This is a genomic window from Actinomadura atramentaria DSM 43919 (genome assembly GCF_000381885.1).
GTDB classification, from domain to species: domain Bacteria; phylum Actinomycetota; class Actinomycetes; order Streptosporangiales; family Streptosporangiaceae; genus Spirillospora; species Spirillospora atramentaria.
The window spans coordinates 78572-95363 of the sequence record NZ_KB907208.1 but is presented as its reverse complement, the minus strand read 5'-3'; the positions used below and the strand labels follow the sequence as shown (position 1 = coordinate 95363).

The 16792-nt window shown below is 74.1% G+C and carries 17 protein-coding genes; 7 read left to right on the top strand and 10 right to left on the bottom strand.

Annotation, left to right across the window (positions count from 1 at the left end; all coding sequences use genetic code 11):
- Positions 1 to 62 precede the first annotated feature (62 nt).
- From G339_RS0100460 to G339_RS40755, 3 genes are read right to left on the bottom strand one after another with little or no spacing between them, the layout of a single operon-like run.
- Positions 63 to 794 (bottom strand): phosphocholine cytidylyltransferase family protein, encoded by a 732-nt coding sequence (locus G339_RS0100460; RefSeq protein WP_019629109.1) that lies wholly within the window; start codon positions 792 to 794, stop codon positions 63 to 65.
- Positions 791 to 1429, bottom strand: coding sequence for a DUF5941 domain-containing protein (locus G339_RS40760; protein ID WP_157407221.1), 639 nt, complete (start codon positions 1427 to 1429; stop codon positions 791 to 793). Before G339_RS40760 ends, G339_RS0100460 begins: the two co-directional genes overlap by 4 nt.
- Positions 1426 to 2853, bottom strand: a complete 1428-nt coding sequence (locus tag G339_RS40755; protein WP_019629107.1) for a CDP-alcohol phosphatidyltransferase family protein — start codon at positions 2851 to 2853, stop codon at positions 1426 to 1428. Before G339_RS40755 ends, G339_RS40760 begins: the two co-directional genes overlap by 4 nt.
- A 97-nt stretch (positions 2854 to 2950) precedes the next feature.
- On the opposite strand from G339_RS40755, the gene ispD reads away from it, so the two are divergent.
- Together ispD and G339_RS0100440 are read left to right on the top strand one after the other, a co-directional pair.
- Positions 2951 to 3649: a 2-C-methyl-D-erythritol 4-phosphate cytidylyltransferase gene (ispD, locus tag G339_RS0100445; protein WP_019629106.1), complete on the top strand. Its 699-nt coding sequence runs from the start codon at positions 2951 to 2953 to the stop codon at positions 3647 to 3649.
- Positions 3646 to 4395, top strand: a complete 750-nt coding sequence (locus G339_RS0100440) for a glycerophosphodiester phosphodiesterase (protein WP_019629105.1) — start codon at positions 3646 to 3648, stop codon at positions 4393 to 4395. The genes ispD and G339_RS0100440 overlap by 4 nt, the downstream gene beginning before the upstream one ends.
- A gap of 36 nt (positions 4396 to 4431) precedes the next feature.
- On the opposite strand, the gene G339_RS40750 is transcribed toward G339_RS0100440, so the two are convergent.
- A complete protein-coding gene (locus tag G339_RS40750; RefSeq protein ID WP_026341011.1) occupies positions 4432 to 5235 on the bottom strand; it encodes a hypothetical protein in 804 nt (267 codons plus the stop codon).
- Positions 5236 to 5346: 111 nt separating this feature from the next.
- Positions 5347 to 6405: a glycosyltransferase family 2 protein gene (locus tag G339_RS0100430; RefSeq protein ID WP_026341010.1), complete on the bottom strand. Its 1059-nt coding sequence runs from the start codon at positions 6403 to 6405 to the stop codon at positions 5347 to 5349.
- Positions 6406 to 6615: 210 nt separating this feature from the next.
- Here G339_RS0100430 and G339_RS0100425 point away from each other — a divergent pair, with 210 nt between their 5' ends.
- Positions 6616 to 8283 carry an LCP family protein gene (locus G339_RS0100425; RefSeq protein ID WP_019629103.1) on the top strand — a complete coding sequence of 556 codons (1668 nt, stop codon included), beginning with the start codon at positions 6616 to 6618 and terminating at the stop codon, positions 8281 to 8283.
- Positions 8284 to 8347: 64 nt separating this feature from the next.
- Here the strand turns inward: G339_RS0100425 and G339_RS0100420 are convergent, their stop codons facing one another.
- Positions 8348 to 9517: an acyl-CoA dehydrogenase gene (locus G339_RS0100420; protein ID WP_026341009.1), complete on the bottom strand. Its 1170-nt coding sequence runs from the start codon at positions 9515 to 9517 to the stop codon at positions 8348 to 8350.
- 153 nt (positions 9518 to 9670) lie between these two features.
- On the opposite strand from G339_RS0100420, the gene G339_RS0100415 reads away from it, so the two are divergent.
- Together G339_RS0100415 and G339_RS0100410 are read left to right on the top strand one after the other, a co-directional pair.
- The gene (locus G339_RS0100415) at positions 9671 to 10945 is read left to right on the top strand and encodes a UDP-glucose dehydrogenase family protein (protein ID WP_240489738.1); all 1275 of its coding nucleotides are present in this window, start codon (positions 9671 to 9673) and stop codon (positions 10943 to 10945) included.
- A gap of 61 nt (positions 10946 to 11006) precedes the next feature.
- On the top strand, positions 11007 to 11420 hold the full coding sequence (locus G339_RS0100410) for a CoA-binding protein (protein ID WP_019629100.1): 414 nt from the start codon (positions 11007 to 11009) through the stop codon (positions 11418 to 11420).
- Positions 11421 to 11503: 83 nt separating this feature from the next.
- Here G339_RS0100410 and purE read toward each other — a convergent pair whose 3' ends face one another.
- The gene (purE, locus tag G339_RS0100405) at positions 11504 to 11995 is read right to left on the bottom strand and encodes a 5-(carboxyamino)imidazole ribonucleotide mutase (RefSeq protein WP_019629099.1); all 492 of its coding nucleotides are present in this window, start codon (positions 11993 to 11995) and stop codon (positions 11504 to 11506) included.
- On the bottom strand, positions 11992 to 13161 hold the full coding sequence (locus tag G339_RS0100400; protein WP_026341008.1) for a 5-(carboxyamino)imidazole ribonucleotide synthase: 1170 nt from the start codon (positions 13159 to 13161) through the stop codon (positions 11992 to 11994). The genes purE and G339_RS0100400 overlap by 4 nt, the downstream gene beginning before the upstream one ends.
- A 224-nt stretch (positions 13162 to 13385) precedes the next feature.
- Between G339_RS0100400 and G339_RS0100395 the strand changes: the two genes are divergently transcribed.
- Complete coding sequence (locus G339_RS0100395) at positions 13386 to 13931, top strand: GtrA family protein (protein WP_019629097.1); 546 nt, start codon at positions 13386 to 13388, stop codon at positions 13929 to 13931.
- A 29-nt stretch (positions 13932 to 13960) separates the two neighbouring features.
- On the opposite strand, the gene G339_RS0100390 is transcribed toward G339_RS0100395, so the two are convergent.
- Positions 13961 to 15235 (bottom strand): ATP-binding protein, encoded by a 1275-nt coding sequence (locus tag G339_RS0100390; RefSeq protein WP_019629096.1) that lies wholly within the window; start codon positions 15233 to 15235, stop codon positions 13961 to 13963.
- Between the two features lie 96 nt (positions 15236 to 15331).
- Positions 15332 to 16003 carry a response regulator transcription factor gene (locus G339_RS0100385; RefSeq protein ID WP_019629095.1) on the bottom strand — a complete coding sequence of 224 codons (672 nt, stop codon included), beginning with the start codon at positions 16001 to 16003 and terminating at the stop codon, positions 15332 to 15334.
- Between the two features lie 456 nt (positions 16004 to 16459).
- Here G339_RS0100385 and G339_RS37315 point away from each other — a divergent pair, with 456 nt between their 5' ends.
- A complete protein-coding gene (locus G339_RS37315; RefSeq protein WP_084693058.1) occupies positions 16460 to 16732 on the top strand; it encodes a (2Fe-2S)-binding protein in 273 nt (90 codons plus the stop codon).
- Positions 16733 to 16792: the final 60 nt, after the last annotated feature.

Sequence of the window (16792 nt, the reverse complement as noted above, 5' to 3'; positions counted from 1 at the left end):
CGCGTGCGTCCCGGCCGGCGCGCCGTGTCCCGCCGGGACGCGGGGGCGCCCCGGCCGGCCGGTCAGTAGGTCTTGGCGATCGTGCGGGCCTTCTCCAGGTCGTCGTGGTTGTCGACCTCGACCCACGCGACGTCGCCGATCGGGGCGACGGCGATGGTCGCGCCGCGGTCCACGTACACCTGGTACCCGTCCTCGTAGTACTGGTCGGGGTCGGCCTCCCAGGTCGCCTTGAGGGCGTCCGCGAGGGCGTCGGCGGCGGCGGGCTCGATGAGCGTCGCGCCGATGTACTCCCCGGCCGCGTCGGCGGGGTCCATCAGCTTGGTGATGCGGCGCAGGCGCCCGGCGTCGTCGAGGATGACCTTCATCTCCTCGTCCGCGAGCCGCTTCACGTTGTCGACGGCGAGCAGGATGTCGGGGCCGCGGTTGTCCAGCAGCGTCCGCTCGACGCTCACCGGGTGGACGGTGTCGCCGTTCACCATGAGGACGCCCCTGGCGAAGTGCTCCCGGGCGAGCCACATGGAGTAGGCGTTGTTCCACTCCTCGGCCTTGTCGTTGTGGACGAGCGTGATGGAGACGCCGTACTTCTCCTCCAGCGCCGCCTTGCGCTCCTCGACCGCGCCCGCGCAGTAGCCGACGACGATGACGATCTCGGTCAGGCCGACCGAGGACAGGTTCCCCAGCGCGATGTCCAGGATGGTCGTCTCGCCGTCGACCGGCACCAGGGCCTTCGGCAGCGTGTCGGTGTAGGGCCGCAGTCTCCGGCCCGCTCCCGCCGCCAGCACCATCCCGATCATGCTTCCTCTTCCTCCAGGTCGACCGTCACGCCGCTGCCGCAGGGTGTCCGCGCCCAGGTCCGGACGCTCTCGCCGCCGAACACCACGCCAAGGTAGACGGCGAGGGAAGCGTACGCGAACGGAAGGAGCCCAAGGAGGCCCGCGAAGGCCGCGACGAGCATCCGGCCCTCCCCGCCGAGCCCGGCGCGGGAGACCCACGCGGGCGGCCGGAGTCCCTGACGGGCGCGGTACACCACGTCGTGGTGGTGGAACGCGAGCACGGCGAGCAGCACGTAGGTGAACGGCGCCGGAACGCCCTGTGCGAACCCCAGGACAGCGAGGTAACCATACTCGATCGAGCGGACGATGGGCGGGACGAGCCAGTCGAACCGCCCATCGTGGGCGTGCTCGGCGGCGGGCCCGGTGAGCAGCAGGACGACGGCGGGCGCGAACAGCGCGCCGCCGTGCTGCTCCCCCACTCCGGTGGCGAGCAGCACCGCCGTGACGGCGAGCGCGACGAGCGCGCCCGGCAGCGGCGGGAGCTGGCCGCGCGCGAGCCCGCCGAGCACGCGGCAGACCGCGCCGTCGTCGCGCTGGAGCCGCAGCGGCGACCCGGGCCCGGCCGCCCCACCGGTGGTCCCGAGGACGGCGGTCACGGCGCGACCGTCCGTTCCAGCGGCCCGGCGGCCGCGGGCCGCGCGGCGGACCGGGCGACCCGCCCGGCGAGCGAGGCGCACACGGCCGCGCCGCCCCAGGACAGCAGCGCGACGAGCGTCCACCAAGGCCCGGCCAGCGCGGTCACGACCGAGATCAGCAGGAAGCGCTCCCCGAGCTCCAGCGACAGCGCGCGCCGCAGCGGCGACGGCCCGGCGCGGTACGGGCTGACGTCGGTCGGCTCCACGAGCGAGAGCACGCGCGGCGGGTCGGCACGCGCCGCGTAGGAGAAGCCGATCGCTTGCCGGACGGCCAGCAGCCCCAGCGCCGCCGCCGCCAGCCGCCAGGCCGAGCCGTCGCGCGGGTCGGCCGCGACCGCGCCCGCGGCGAGGCCCGCGTAGACGGTGAACTCCTTGAGCCGGTCGCAGACGGCGTCCAGCCACGCGCCGAGCGGCGTGGCCGCGCGCGTGTACCGGGCGAGCTGGCCGTCCACGCAGTCCAGAACGAACGACGCGAACAGCAGCACCGCGCCGATGGCCGAACCGGACCGCGTGCCGTCGGCGAACCAGAACGCGGCGAGCGCGGCCGCGCCGAAGGAGATCGAGGTGACCGTGTTCGGGGTGAGGCCGCGGCGGGCCGCCCACGCCGTGATCAGAGGGCCGTAGCCGGCGCCGAGGGTCGCGACCGGCCCGTCCGGGGACTTGACCGCGGCGGCGAGGCGGTCGGCGTCCTCGTCGCGGGCCGCCAGGTCGCGCAGCGCCGCCCGCGCGTCCTCCCCGGTGCCCGGCCGCAGGCACGGCGCGGGCCCGGCGGGGCGCGCCGCGACGGGCTCCCCGGCCCGGACGAGCGCCACGAGCAGCAGCGGCACGACGTCCTGCGCGGGCAGCGCGCCGTCGTCCAGCAGCCCCGCGAGGCGGTCCGCCGCGGCGGCGAGCGCGCCGACCCGGTCCGGCGGGACGTACAGCGCGCCGACGAACGCGGCGTCGGGCAGCGTCACGCGGTGCGTCATCGACCCCGCCGCCACGACGCGCCCGCCCGCCGTGCGGACCGGGACCGCGCCGGACTCCGCCGGGAGCGGCGCCGTCACCGCCGACGCCGCCGGACCGTCCAGCAGCCGTTCGAGGACGGGCCCGCCCGCCGCGAGATCGCCCGGCAGCACCGCGACGCCGCCGTCCGCCGCCCGCGCCAGCCGCGCGATCTCCCGCAGGTCGGCGCGCTCGTCGGCGCACTCGGTGACGCGGTGCCCGGCGGCGCGCAGCGCGGGCGCGAACTCCGGCCGGGTCACGACGCGGGGGTCCGGTACGTTGAGGGCGGCGAGCCTCTCGACGAGCCCCGCGAGCAGCGTCGCGCCGCCGCCCGGTAAGGCCGCGGCCGGGCCGGGACCGTACCGGCTCCGCGCGGTCGCGATGATCACGGCGACGGTCATCGGCGCCTCCGCTCGGCGGTTTCGCTGGTCGGGCTCGGTGGACGATTGCAGAGCGTAGCGGTTCGGTCGCGCGAACCGGGGGTATCGAGGAGGGTCGATGCGAACGGTCGCCGTGGTCCTGGCGGGCGGTGTCGGGCAGCGGATGGGCGCCGGCCGCCCCAAGCAGCTCATCGAGGTCGGCGGGCGGCCGATCCTCGCGCTCGCCGTCGAGGCGTTCGACGCGCACCCGGGGATCGACGCGGTCGTCGTGGTGATGGCGGCCGGGCACGTCCGCGCCGCCGCCGCGCTCACCGCGCCGTACGGGAAGGTCGCCGGGATCGTCGCGGGCGGCGACACGCGCACCGCGTCCACCGCCGCCGCCCTCGCGGCGCTCGACGGCGAGCCGGACGACGCGCGGGTGCTGTTCCACGACGCCGCGCGCCCGTTCGTGGACGCGGCCGTCATCGACCGGGTGCTGGCCGCGCTGGACGACGCCGACGCGGTCGCGGTGGGCGTCCCGACGCCCGACACGATCGTGGAGGTCGCGGACGGCGTGGTCGCCGCGATGCCCGCCCGGCACACGCTCGTCCGGTTCCAGACGCCGCAGGGGTTCCGGCTCGGCGTGATCCGCGCCGCCTACGAGCGGGCGCTCGCCGATCCCGAGCTGGTCGCCACCGACGACTGCGGCGTGGTCCACCGATACCTGCCGGACGTGCCGATCCGGGTCGTCGCGGGGGCCGAGCGCAACCTCAAGGTGACGCATCCCCTGGACATCGTCGTCGCCGAACACCTCGCCACAGAGACGGAGACAGTGTGATCTTCCAGCAGACGCCCACCGTCATCGGCCACCGCGGCTCGGGGTCGGGCGACGTCCCGGTCGCCGGCGGCGGCACGGTCGCCGAGAACACCCTGCCGTCGCTGCTGGCGGCGGCCGAGGCGGGCCTGTCGTGGGTCGAGATCGACGTGACCCGCACGTCCGACGACACGCTCGTCCTGCGCCACGACCCGACGACGCCGGACGGCGGCTTCATCGTCGAACGGGACGCGGCGGCGTCCGGGCTGCCCCGGCTGGAGGAGGTCTTCGCCGAGCTGCCCACCGACATCGCGCTGGACCTGGACATCAAGACGGTCCTGGAGGACGCCGTGGACGCCCCGTCCCGGCGCACCGGCGCGCTGCTCGCCCCGCTGCTGCGGCGGGAGGCCAAGCGGCGGCCGCTCGTGGTGACGTCGTTCGACCCGTCGCTGCTGGTGTACCTGCGCGACGAGGTGCCGGAGGTGCCCGCCGGGCTGCTGACCTGGCTGCGGTTCCCGATGTGGCACGGCGTGTCGGCCGCCGCCGGGCTCGGGTTGCAGGCCGTCGCGCTGCACACCGCGTCGTGCGGGTTCGAGCACCCGGACACGCGGCTGCGGTCCCTGGAGCACAACGTCGACGTGGCGCACAAGGCCGGACTCGACTTCATGGTCTGGTGCCCGAAGGCGGCCGACGCGGCGCGCTACGCCGAGGCGGGCGTGGACGCGATGGTCGTCAACGAGATCCCGGGCGTCCTCACCGCGCTGGCCTGACCCCGGGCGCGGCGGCCCCCGCGGACCGCCCTCCCGTCAGCGGCCGCCCCCGTACATGCGGGTCCACTCGCCGGGCTCGTCGTCATCGTCGTCCGCCGGCTTCGGCGTGTCGGGCCGGGCGGCGGGCGGATTCGGCGGGCCGTACGGGTCCGGCGCGTCGCGGCGCGCACCAGGCGGGTTCGGCGCGGCGCCGGGCGGCGGGCCGTACGGCTCGGGCGCGTCCGGCCGCGACGGCGGCGGGAGCTGCGGCGCGGGCGGCGGGCCGCCGAACGGGGCGTACGGCTGCGGCGCGTCCGCCGGGCCGGGCCGGGGCGCGGGAGGTCCGTACGGGTTCGGCACGCCCGGCTGCGGCTCCCCGTAGTACCCGCCGGGCGCGACCGGCGGCCGCGCGCCGGGCGGCACGCCGGGCCGGAGCCGCGGCAGGGCGCGCCAGCGCGAGGGCGGGAGCGACGCGACGATCAGGAGCGCGCCGACGACCAGCAGCAGGCCCGTCGAGGTGACCGTCAGGTACGCGTTCTGAATCCGCCCCGAACCGAGCACGTCGTGGCCGAACTTCGTCGCGTTCTGCGGCGACAGCACGGCGAACAGGCCGATGAGCGTGTAGACCACGCCGGGGATCAGCGACGCGAGCGGCGACAGCCGCGAGCCCGCCGCGAGCCCGAGCAGCACGCCGACGGCGAGCAGCGGCAGGATCACCGAGGCCTTGTCGTCGCCGCCCATCACCCAGTAGCGGTAGATGCGCATCGCGCGGTCCGACGCGAACAGCAGCAGACCGAAGGCGACGCCGGTGGCGGCGATTCCCACGAGCGCCCCGAGCGCGTGCCGGGCTCCGTTGGGCATGGACGACCTCCTCGAAAGGGACGATCGCCATGATCCGCCCCTCGCGGGGTCAGACGCCAGTCCCGGTCCCGAGGTTCGGACGGCCGCCCGGAGCGGGCGGCCGTCCGCGGGTCATCCCTTGGCGGGCGTCGGCTGCCCGAGGCGGGGCGGGCTCGTCAGGAACCCCACGCCCCAGGAGACGTGCATCGTCGCCAGGACGAGCGGCAGCCGCACCCACGCCGACACCGGCAGGCCGCGGCCCTCGACGGCGGCGCCCGCGATGATCGCGCAGGCGTAGCCGCCGGGCAGGACCCAGCCCGGCCAGAACCCGAACGCGCCCGCCACCGCGCCCGCGACCATCGCCACGACGGCGGCGGGCGGCGCGAGGTAGCGCGGGTTCAGCGTGCCCTGGTGCTCGCGGCCGACGACGCGCCGCCACCGGCCGGTGTGGAAGTACTGCCGGGCCAGCGCGCGCAGGTTCGGGCGCGGCCGGTAGGTGACCCGCATCCGCGGCGTGAAGAAGATCCGCCCGCCGGTCTGCCGGATGCGGTGGTTCATCTCCCAGTCCTGCGCGCGGACGAACGTCTCGTCGTAGTACCCGACGCGCTCCAGCGCGCTGCGCCGGAACGTGCCGAGGTACACGGTCTCGACCTCGCCGGGTTCGCCGCCGGTGTGGAAGCGGGCGTTCCCGACGCCGAGCCGGGACGTCATCGCGCGCGCGACGGCCTTCTCGAACGGGGTCGTGCCCTCGGCGGCCATGATCCCGCCGACGTTGTCTGCCCCGGTCTCCTCCATCGTCTCGACGGCGGCGCGGACGTAGTCGCCGGGCAGCAGCGAGTGCCCGTCCACCCGGACGATGATCGAGTACTGGGACGCCTTGATGGCGATGTTGAGGCCCTGCGGCGTCCGCCCGGTGGGGTTCGGGACGACGACGAGCCGGGGGTCCTCGGTGGCGAGCCGCGCCGCGATCTCCTCGGTGCGGTCGCGGGACGGGCCGACGGCCAGCACCAGTTCGAGCTCGCCGGGATAGTCCTGGTCCAGGATGCGCCGCACGGCGTCGGTGAGGTGCCGCTCCTCGTTGAGGACGGGCATGACCACCGACACGGCGGGCCAGGTGCGGTCGCCTGCTGCCGGACCCGCGCCCGGTTCCCGGTCGGGGTGGGCGCTCTGCGCGTGGGGAGACGGATTCATACTCGTGGGGCGTCGACCGCCCCGTTCCTCTCTTGGCTCGCTGCCTGCGACGCGGTCGGCGCGACGCCGGACGCCGGTCAAGACGGCGCAACGTTACCGGATGGCCGGGGACACGGACCCCGAGTACCGAACGGTCCGGTCTTCCCCACTTTAGAGTGGTGGGCGGCCGCGATCCACGACGGCCGGTGATCTTGGGGAGGCGGCGGGCGCATGGCAGACGGGCACGACGCGGGAGACGGCGCCGGGCGGGGCGGCGACCCGCTGGAGCGCTACTTCCGGCCGCGTCCCGGCGGCACGCCCGCGGGCGGCGACGCGCCCGGCGAGGGCGTGACGATCGACGGCGCGCCGGCGCCGCGCGTGTCGGTGGAGACCCCGCGCGGCCCGCGCCGCCCCGGCCCGACGCTGAGCCCGCGCGCGGCGCTCGCGGCGCGCCGGCAGCGGCGGTTCCTGACGGCCACGGGCGTGATGTCGGCGTTCGTGCTGCTGACGTCGGGCGGCGCGTGGGCGTTCCAGAGCTACGTGACGGGCGCGATCGACCGCGTGTCGGTCGGCGGCCTCGGCCCGGGCGCCGGCCCGAAGGGCGCGATGACGATCCTGGTGGCGGGCGTCGACCGCCGCGAGGGACTGACGAAGGCGCAGCAGAAGGCGGCGGCGCTGGGGCACGAGGCGGGCGAGCGCTCCGACACGATGATGCTCGTCCACCTGTCGCGCGACCACGACCGCGTGTCGGTGGTGAACCTCCCCCGCGACTCCAACGTGATGATCCCCGCGCACCGCTCCAACGGCACCGAGGGAGCGAAGGGGCAGCCCGTCCCGGCGCGGCGCGGGAAGCTGACGTGGGCGTACCAGTTCGGCGGGCCGGACCTCACGGTCAAGACGATCAAGCAGGCGACGGGCGTCCCGATCGACCACTACGTCGAGGTCAACTTCTACGGCTTCGTGAACATGGTGGACGCGCTCGGCGGCGTCGACATCTGCACCGAGCAGGCGATCGACGACGCCAAGAGCGGCCTGCGGCTCCCCGCGGGCACCTCGCACCTCGACGGGCTGAAGGCCCTCGGCTACGCCCGCGCCCGGTACACGCTGACCGGCGGCAGCGACCTCGGCCGCATCGACCGCCAGCAGCAGTTCATGGCGCAGATGATGAAGCAGGCGCTGTCCACCAAGACGCTCAGCGACCCGGTGAAGTCGGCGAAGTTCCTGAACGCGGTGCTCAAGTCGCTGCGCGTGGACGACAAGCTCGCCAAGAACCTGCCCAAGCTCGCGGACCAGATGAAGGGCCTGTCGACGGACAGCGTCACGTTCGCCAAGGTCCCGCTGTCCAACGACGACTACAACGTCGTGCTGTGGAACGCCCCGACGCCGCAGTCCACGGTGCTGTGGGACGAGCGCCGCGCCGACGAGCTGTTCGGCCGCGTCCGCGAGGACCGGCCGCTGGTGAAGGCCCCCGCGTCGCCGTCCGCGAGCCCGACCGCGACCGCGCCGAAGGAGGACCTGCCGACGGTCCGGCCGGGCGACATCACCGTCCGGGTGCTGAACGCCGTCGGCACGCCCCGGCTCGCGGCGCGCGCGGCGGGCGACCTGCGCGACGTCGGGTTCGCGGCGACGGTGGTGCCGGGCGTGGCGCGGCGCGGCCTGGCCAGGACGCTGATCCAGTACGGGCCGGGCCGGGCGGACTCCGCCAAGACGCTCGCGGCGGCGATCCCCGGGGCGAAGACCAAGGAGGTCGCGTCGCTCGGGTCGCGCGTGCAGGTGCTCGTCGGCGAGGACTGGGACGGCGCCAAGAAGGTGAAGCTCGCGTCCCCGACGCCGACCGCGTCGCCCGGCGGGGACGACGACGTGGACGCCGCGACCGCGACGAAGAAGCTCTGCCGCTGACGGCCGCCGAGAACACGTCCGCGCCCCCGCCCGGCCGGGCGGGGGCGCGGCGGAACGCGTCGTCCTACTTCAGAAGCTGGCGGGCGATGACCATCCGCTGGATCTGGTTCGTGCCCTCGTAGATCTGCGTGATCTTGGCGTCGCGCATCATCCGCTCGACCGGGAAGTCGCGCGTGTAGCCGTAGCCGCCGAGGAGCTGCACCGCGTCGGTGGTGACGTCCATCGCGACGTCGGAGGCCAGCGCCTTGCACGCCGACGACACGAACGTCAGGTCCGGGATCTTCTCACCGTGCATCGCGCGCTCGGACTTGATCGCCGCGTGGTAGGTGAGCTGCCGCGCGCCCTCCAGCCGCATCGCCATGTCGGCCAGCATGAACTGGACGCCCTGGAACTCGCCGATGGCCTTGCCGAACTGCTTGCGCTCCTTGACGTACCCGATCGCGTAGTCCAGCGCGCCCTGCGCGATGCCGAGCGCCTGCGCGGCGATCGTGATGCGCGTGTGGTCGAGGGTGGCCAGCGCGGTCTTGAAGCCGGTGCCCTCCGCGCCGATGATCCGGTCGGCCGGGATGCGGACGTCCTCCAGGATCACCTGCCGCGTCGGGGAGCCCTTGATGCCGAGCTTCTTCTCCTTCGGCCCGAACGACACGCCCTCGTCGGACTTCTCGACGACGAACGCCGAGATGCCGCGCGCGCCCTTCTCCGGGTCGGTCACGGCCATGACCGTGTAGTACTCCGACACTCCCGCGTTGGTGATCCACATCTTGGCGCCGTTGAGCACCCAGTGGTCGCCGTCGCGGACGGCGCGCGTCTTCATGCCGCCCGCGTCCGACCCCGCCTCGGCCTCGGACAGCGCGTAGGAGAACATGGCCTCGCCGCGCGCCACCGGAGTCAGATACTTTTTCTTCAGCTCGTCCGATCCGGACAGCAGCACCGGAACGGTGCCGAGCTTGTTGACCGCCGGGATCAGCGACGAGGACCCGCACGCGCGCGCGACCTCCTCGATCACGATCACGGTGGCCAGCGCGTCGGCCCCGGCGCCGCCGTACTGCTCCGGGACGTGAACGGCGTGCAGCTCGTTCTGCACCAGCGCGTCCAGCGCTTCCTGGGGGAAGCGGGACTCCTCGTCCACCGCCGCGGCGAACGGGGCGATCTTGGCGTCGGCGAGCTCGCGCACCGTCCGCCGAAGGAGTTCGTGCTCCTCCGACGGGGCGTAGGCAGGAAAGTCGGGACTCATACCGGGAATGCTACCCGGCAGTATCTTCGGCCGGACATCGCAGGTCCGGCCGTCCCCGCGCGCGGGGACACCGCAACGAGAGAGGAAGTCGCCTTGGCGCTCCGCCTGACGGTGATCGGGACCGGTTACCTCGGTGCCACGCACGCCGCGTGCATGGCCGACCTCGGTTTCGAGGTGCTCGGGCTCGACGTGGACGGGGGCAAGGTCGCCCGGCTGTCGGCGGGCGACCTGCCGTTCTACGAGCCCGGCCTGGAGCCGGTGCTGCGGCGCGGGCTGGAGAGCGGGCGGCTGCGGTTCACGACGTCGTTCGCGGAGGTCGCCGAGTTCGGCGACGTCCACTTCCTGTGCGTCGGCACGCCGCAGCGCACCGGCGAGTACGCCGCGGACCTCACCTACGTCGAGGACGCGGTGAGCGCCCTCGCCCCGCTGCTGCGGCGCCCCGCGGTGATCGTCGGCAAGTCCACGGTGCCGGTCGGGACGGCCGCGCGCCTCGCGGACCGCGTCGCCAAGCTCGCCCCGGTCGGCGAGGACGCGCTGCTGGCGTGGAACCCCGAGTTCCTGCGCGAGGGCTACGCCGTGCAGGACACCCAGCGCCCGGACCGCATCGTCGTGGGCCTCCCGGGCGACCCGGCCGCCGCCGCGCGCGCCGAGGAGGCGCTGCGCGTCGTGTACGCGAACCCGCTGGCCGCCGGGACGCCGTTCATCACGACCGACTACGCGACGTCCGAGCTGGTCAAGGTCTCGGCGAACGCGTTCCTGGCCACCAAGATCTCGTTCATCAACGCGATGGCGGAGGTCTGCGAGGCCGCGCACGCCGACGTCACCAAGCTGTCGGAGGCCCTGTCGCACGACGACCGCATCGGCGGGAAGTTCCTCGGCCCGGGCCTCGGCTTCGGCGGCGGCTGCCTGCCGAAGGACATCCGCGCGTTCATGGCCCGCGCGGGCGAGCTCGGCGTCGACCAGGCGCTCACGTTCCTGCGCGAGGTCGACGAGATCAACATCCGCCGCCGCATCCGCATGGTGGACCTCGCCCGGCACCTGCTCGGCGGCTCGTTCATCGGCCGGACGGTCGGCGTCCTCGGCGCGGCGTTCAAACCCAACTCCGACGACGTCCGCGACTCCCCCGCGCTCGACGTGGCCGCGTCGATCCGCGCGCAGGGCGCCAAGGTCACCGTCTACGACCCGCGCGCGATGGAGAACGCGCGCCGCGCCCAGCCGACGCTGGAGTTCGGCGACTCCGCGCTCGACGCCGCCCGCGACGCGCACGCCGTCCTGCTGCTCACCGAGTGGAAGGAGTTCCGCGAGATGGACCCGGCGGCGCTGGCGTCCGTCGTCGCGGAGCGCAACATCGTGGACGGCCGCAACGCCCTCGACCCGGAGACGTGGCGCGCGGCGGGCTGGATCTACCGCGCGCTCGGCCGCCCCTGACGGTTTTCGGCGGCCGTCCCGGGCGAGGAAGACGGGACGGCCGACCGCGGTTGCACCCGACATGAGCGAATTCGCGGATGAAGCGGTCATCGACAAGCTGCTCGGGGCGAGGACGTGGGCCTTCGTCGGGCTGAGCGACAACCCGCTGCGGGAGGTGTACCGGCAGGCCCGGCTCGCGCAGCGCGCGGGCGCGCGGATCATCCCGGTGCATCCCGACCGGAAGGACGTCCTCGGCGAGACGGCGTACGCGTCGCTGGCCGACGTTCCCGTGCCGATCGACGTCGTCGGCGTCTACCGGCGGTCGGAGTTCGCGGGCGGCGTCATCGACGAGGCCGTCGCGGCGGGCGCGAAGGCCGTCTGGCTGCCGCTCGACGTCATCGACGAGGACGCGGCCCGGCGCGCGCGGGACGCGGGGCTCGACGTCGTGATGAACCGCTGCCCGGCCGTGGAGCGCAACCGCCGCGCGCCCCGCTGACATCCGCACCGCGCGCCCCGCTGACGCGCGCACCGCCCGCCCGCCCGTGCCCGCCCGCACCGGGGCGCGCGGCGTTCACCGGGTCAGAGGGACGCGCGCAGCTTCTCGCCCTTGGCGGTGGCCTGCGCGTGCAGGTCCCGCTGGAACTCCCGCATGCGCTCCTGCAGCGCGGGATCGGCGGCGGCGAGGATGCGGACGGCCAGCAGCCCCGCGTTGCGCGCCGCGCCGACCGCGACCGTCGCGACCGGGACGCCCGCGGGCATCTGGACGATCGACAGCAGCGAGTCCATGCCGTCCAGGTACTTCAGCGGCACCGGCACGCCGATCACCGGGAGCGGCGTCACCGAGGCGAGCATCCCCGGCAGGTGGGCGGCTCCGCCCGCGCCCGCGATGATCACGCGCAGCCCGCGCCCGGCGGCCCGCTCGCCGTAGGCGATCATGTCGTGGGGCATCCGGTGCGCGGAGACGACGTCGGCCTCGAACGGCACGTCGAACTCGGCCAGCGCGTCCGCGGCGGCCTTCATGACCGGCCAGTCGGAGTCGCTGCCCATCACCACGCCGACGATCGGGCTCATCGCTGCCTCTCCTTCATGGCGGGGCCCCAGCGCAGGAAGTCGGCGGCGTGCCGGGCGCGCTCCCGCGCGTCGGCGAGGTCGGCGCCGGTCGCGGTCACGTGCCCGATCTTGCGGCCGGGCCGGGACTCCTTGCCGTAGATGTGGACCTTGACGTTCGGGTCGTGCGCCATCACGTGGAAGTAGCGCGGGAAGACGTCGGGGTCGTCGCCGCCGAGGACGTTCGCCATCACCGTCCACGGGGCGGTCGGCTCGGTGGAGCCGAGCGGCAGGTCCAGGACGGCGCGCAGGTGCTGCTCGAACTGCGACGTCCGGGCCCCGTCGATCGTCCAGTGCCCCGAGTTGTGCGGGCGCATCGCCAGCTCGTTGACCAGCAGCCCGTCCTCGGTCTCGAACAGCTCGACGGCGAGCAGCCCGGTGACGCCGAGGCGTTCGGCGAGGTCGAGGGCGAGGCGCTGCGCCTCGGCGGCGCGGTCCTCGGCCAGGTCCGGGGCGGGCGCGATGACCTCGACGCAGATGCCGTCCTCCTGGACGGTCTCCACGATCGGGTACGCGGCGCCCTGCCCGTACGGGGAGCGCGCGACGAGCGCGGCCAGCTCCCGGCGGAACGGCACCTTCTCCTCGACGAGCAGGTCCACGCCCTCGGCCTGGAGCCGCGCCGCGAGCCCGAGGTCGTCGGTGACCCAGACGCCCTTGCCGTCGTAGCCGCCGCGCGCGGCCTTGAGGACGACCGGCAGCCCGTGCTCGCGCGCGAACCCGGCGAGGAACCCGGCCGGGTCGTCGGCGGGGACGCGGGCGAACGCCGGGCAGGGCGCGCCGAGCGCCGCCAGCCGTTCCCGCATGACGCCCTTGTCCTGCGCGTGGAGCAGCGCGGCCGGGCCGGGCCGGCACGGGACGCCGGACGCCTCGACGGCCTCGATGTGCGCGCCGGGCACGTGCTCGTGGTCGAAGGTGACCACGTCGCAGCCCTTGGCGAAGCCGAGCAGGTCGGGCAGGGCGCGGTCGTCGCCGAGCCGGACGTCGGACACCGCCTTGGCGGCGGAGTCGTCGGGGTTCGCGGCGAGGACGCGCAGCGGGACGCCGAGCGCGATGGCCGCCTGCTGCGTCATCCGGGCGAGCTGGCCGCCGCCGACCATGCCCACGACCGGGACGTGCGCTGCTTCTGTCACGGTCAGCAAGGTTATCCGCCCGATCGGCCCAAAGAAGCGCCCGGGCGCGCGTACACCGAACGTAACGGGGCATGCCGGACGGAGATGCCCACGGCGGTACATCCGGTGTTCCGCCGTGACGGCGCTCTGGGGCGTCTATCCTCAATGTGCCCTGACTTACGGGCGCCTTCGCATCACCGGGGGACTCCACCACGGCCGGGGGGCCGGAAGGACGGTTTCGCTTCGTGAGCCTGCTCGCGCATCTGTACCGGCGTTTCGCTCACATCGTGTACGAACTGGCGAAGTTCGGCAGCATCGGCGCGATCTCGTTCCTGATCACGCTGGGGATCGGGAACGGGCTGCACGTCGGGCTGCACGTCGGGGAGCTGACCTCCACCGGGATCGCCACCGTCATCGCGGCGACGTTCGCGTACGTCGCCAACCGGTACTGGACGTTCCGCCACCGCGACCAGAGCGGCCTCGGCCGCGAGTACGTGCTGTTCTTCGCGCTGAACGGCGTCGGCCTGGTGATCACGTGGCTGTTCCAGGGCGCGGTGAAGTTCGGCCTGGAGATGCGCGGGCCCGTCGCCTACAACGTGTCCCTCGTCATCGGGACGGCGGCGGCGACGCTGTTCCGCTACTGGTCGTACAAGCGCTGGGTGTTCCTGCCGACGGCCGACGGCCCGGACGCCGGCGCGGCGGCGGCCGACGGCGCCGCGGCGACCGCCTCGTCCGGCGCGCTGGAGCCGCCCCGCCCGCAGGGCCAGGCGGAGTTCACCAGCATCACCTGACCGCGCCCCGCCCCTCGGACCGTTCCCGGTCAGGCGGGCCCGCTGACGACGCGTTCCACGGCGAGCAGCGCGTCCGCGGCGGGCCGCAGGAACACGCCGAACACGGCGGGCCGCGAGCTGATCAGCTCCAGCCGCCCCCCGTCCACGATCGCCAGCGACCGGGCCAGGTACAGGCCGAGCCCGGTGCCCTTCCCGCTGCTCACGCTGCGCTCGAAGACGCGCGGCTCCAGCTCCGGCGGGATGCCCGGCCCCTCGTCGCCGACCTCGACCACCACCGAGCACGCCCCGCGCCGGGTGTTGATCGTGACCGTCCCGGCCCCGTGGACCAGCGAGTTGTCCAGCAGCGTCGCGATGATCTGCGACAGCCCCTCGGGGCTGGTGAGGCCCACGAGCCCGTCGTCGCCGGTGATCCGCAGGTCCCGTCCGTCGCGGCGGAAGATCGGCCGCCACTCCTCGACCTGCTGGGTGATGATCCGGTCGATCGGGGCGGCGACGGCGTCGCCGGTGCGGTCGTGCCGGGCGCGGGCCAGGAGCTGCTCGACGACGGCGACGAGCCGCTCGGCCTGCGCGACGGCCGCCGCGCCCTCCTCGCGGACGACGTCGGGGTACTCGGCGGCGTCGATCATCTCCTCCAGCCGCATCGACAGCGCGGTGAGCGGCGTGCGGAGCTGGTGGCTGGCGTCCGAGGCGAACTCGCGGCTCGCGGCGAGCAGGTCCGCGATGCGCACCGCGCTGCGGTCGAGCACCTCCGCGACCCGGTCGACCTCGGGAATGCCGTAGCGCCGCCGCCGCGGCCGGGCGTTCCCGCTGCCGAGCCGGTCGGCGGTCTCGGCGAGGTCGACGAGCGGCAGCGTCAGCTTGCGCGCCTGGAACATCGCCAGCCCGACCGTGACGGCGATGCCGAGCGCGGCGAGGCTGCCGATCAGCAGCAGTTGGCGCAGCGCCTTGTTCCGCACGTCCTCGACGGGCTGCTGGATGCTGACCCGCGCGACGGCGGTCGCGCCCTCCGCGGTGAGTGCTCTGCCGGGCGCGTACTTGCGGCCTGCCGTCACGGTCTTCCCGTCCGCCAGTCTGATGACGATGTATCGGTTCGGATAGGCGTCCGCGATCTTGCGCTCGTCGAGCCCTTCCCGCGATTCCAGGTTCAGAGCGACCCCGCCCAGGATCGACGCGGCCTCCCGGCCGAGCGACTGGTGGGCTTCCTCGTAGATGAGCCTGTGCGTGGTGTAGGCGAGGGGTATGCCGAGCAGCAGGATCGCGACGATCACCACCGCGAGCGTCGACAGCAGCAGTCGGCGCCTCATCGAGGGCTCCTTCGGATCGGTGCCGGGACCGCGCGACCGGGCCGTGGGCCGCTCGGGACGGCCGGCCCGGCCGCCGGACCTGGAGGAACGGAGCGGCTAGTCCCCGCGCTCGAACCGGAAGCCGACGCCCCGCACGGTCGTGATGTAGCGGGGGCTGCCGGCGTCGTCGCCGAGTTTGCGGCGCAGCCAGGAAATGTGCATGTCGAGGGTCTTGGTGGAACCCCACCAATTGGTGTCCCACACCTCGCGCATGATCTGCTCGCGGGTGACGACCTTTCCCGCGTCGCGGACGAGCACCCGGAGCAGGTCGAACTCCTTGGTGGTGAGCTGGAGCTCCTGGTCGCCCATCCAGGCCCGGCGCGACTCGGCGTCGATCCGCACCCCCTGGACGATCGGAGTCTCGGTGCTGCCGCGGCGCAGCAGCGCGCGGACGCGGGCGAGCAGTTCGGCGAGCCGGAACGGCTTGGTGACGTAGTCGTCGGCGCCGGCGTCCAGGCCGACGACGGTGTCGACCTCGTCCGCCCTGGCGGTCAGGATCAGGATGGGCACGCCGTGCCCCTCGGCACGGACCCGCCGCGCCACTTCCAGCCCGTCCAGCTCGGGCAGCCCGAGGTCGAGGACGATGAGATCCACGCCGCCCCCGAGCGCCCGCTCCAGGGCCTGCGGCCCGTCCGGGCTGACTTCGACGGTGTACCCCTCGCGCCGCAGCGCACGGGCGAGAGGCTCGGAGATGGACGTGTCGTCCTCGGCGAGCAGTACTGAGGTCATGAACCGATCGTATGGCCATTCATGAACGTTTCCTGGCGTGATCCGCGCTCTTGACCTGCGGTTTGCCACTCGTAGTACTTCCACGAACACACATAAATTCCACAGAATGCATGGATAGGGCTATTTATTACCCCGGTTCGCCGGACGGACGCGGGGCCCACAGCGGTCATTTCCGTCGCCCGCGGGGTGGTCCGATGCCGGGCGACTCCCCGCCAAGCCGCCCGAAGGAAGCCGATTCCGGCGTGTCGCGGACGATGGCCGCCCGGACCGGGCGCGGTCCCGGCCGCCGGGGGGACGGCTCCCGCGCCCGAGGGTTAGATCACAACGAACCGCAGGTCACTGGCCAACCGGGACATCCTTCGGTTATCTTAGGGGAGCCTAACCTTAATGAGGGGGCCCTAAGACCCCTCCCGACCCGCGCGGACGCCGCGCAGCCGCTGAAAGGTCATCCATCCCATGTACGTCTGCATCTGCCACGCGGTGACAGAAGAGGATGTTCGAGGCTGCATGGCCGGCGGCGCGTGTACGTCGGCGCGCGAGGTCAAGGCGGCGTGCGGGATGAAGCCGGGCTGCGGCTCGTGTACCCGCCGCCTGTACGGCCTGATCAGCGAGTACCGCGACGGGACGGGCGACAGCCCCGAGACGGCCGGGCGCGAGCACCGCGCGCCCGACGGCGCCCCGCTGACGGTGTTCGCGGACGCCGGGAGGGAGTCGGTGACGGCGGCCTGAACCCCCTCCCCCGGCGAACCCGCCGCGCGCCCCCGTGACGGGGACGACACGCGCCAGGCG

Excerpts from the sequence above, each read along its gene's own strand:
- G339_RS0100390 (WP_019629096.1), bottom strand. The coding sequence starts at position 15,235 with ATGAGGCGCCGACTGCTGCTGTCGACGCTCGCGGTGGTGATCGTCGCG.
- G339_RS0100420 (WP_026341009.1), bottom strand. The coding sequence starts at position 9,517 with ATGAGTCCCGACTTTCCTGCCTACGCCCCGTCGGAGGAGCACGAACTC.
- G339_RS40750 (WP_026341011.1), bottom strand. The coding sequence starts at position 5,235 with ATGCCCAACGGAGCCCGGCACGCGCTCGGGGCGCTCGTGGGAATCGCC.
- purE (WP_019629099.1), bottom strand. The coding sequence starts at position 11,995 with ATGAGCCCGATCGTCGGCGTGGTGATGGGCAGCGACTCCGACTGGCCG.
- G339_RS0100410 (WP_019629100.1), top strand. The coding sequence starts at position 11,007 with ATGAGCGAATTCGCGGATGAAGCGGTCATCGACAAGCTGCTCGGGGCG.
- G339_RS40755 (WP_019629107.1), bottom strand. The coding sequence starts at position 2,853 with ATGACCGTCGCCGTGATCATCGCGACCGCGCGGAGCCGGTACGGTCCC.
- G339_RS0100430 (WP_026341010.1), bottom strand. The coding sequence starts at position 6,405 with ATGAATCCGTCTCCCCACGCGCAGAGCGCCCACCCCGACCGGGAACCG.
- G339_RS0100415 (WP_240489738.1), top strand. The coding sequence starts at position 9,671 with ATGGCCGACCTCGGTTTCGAGGTGCTCGGGCTCGACGTGGACGGGGGC.
- G339_RS0100460 (WP_019629109.1), bottom strand. The coding sequence starts at position 794 with ATGATCGGGATGGTGCTGGCGGCGGGAGCGGGCCGGAGACTGCGGCCC.
- G339_RS37315 (WP_084693058.1), top strand. The coding sequence starts at position 16,460 with ATGTACGTCTGCATCTGCCACGCGGTGACAGAAGAGGATGTTCGAGGC.
- ispD (WP_019629106.1), top strand. The coding sequence starts at position 2,951 with ATGCGAACGGTCGCCGTGGTCCTGGCGGGCGGTGTCGGGCAGCGGATG.
- G339_RS0100425 (WP_019629103.1), top strand. The coding sequence starts at position 6,616 with ATGGCAGACGGGCACGACGCGGGAGACGGCGCCGGGCGGGGCGGCGAC.
- G339_RS0100385 (WP_019629095.1), bottom strand. The coding sequence starts at position 16,003 with ATGACCTCAGTACTGCTCGCCGAGGACGACACGTCCATCTCCGAGCCT.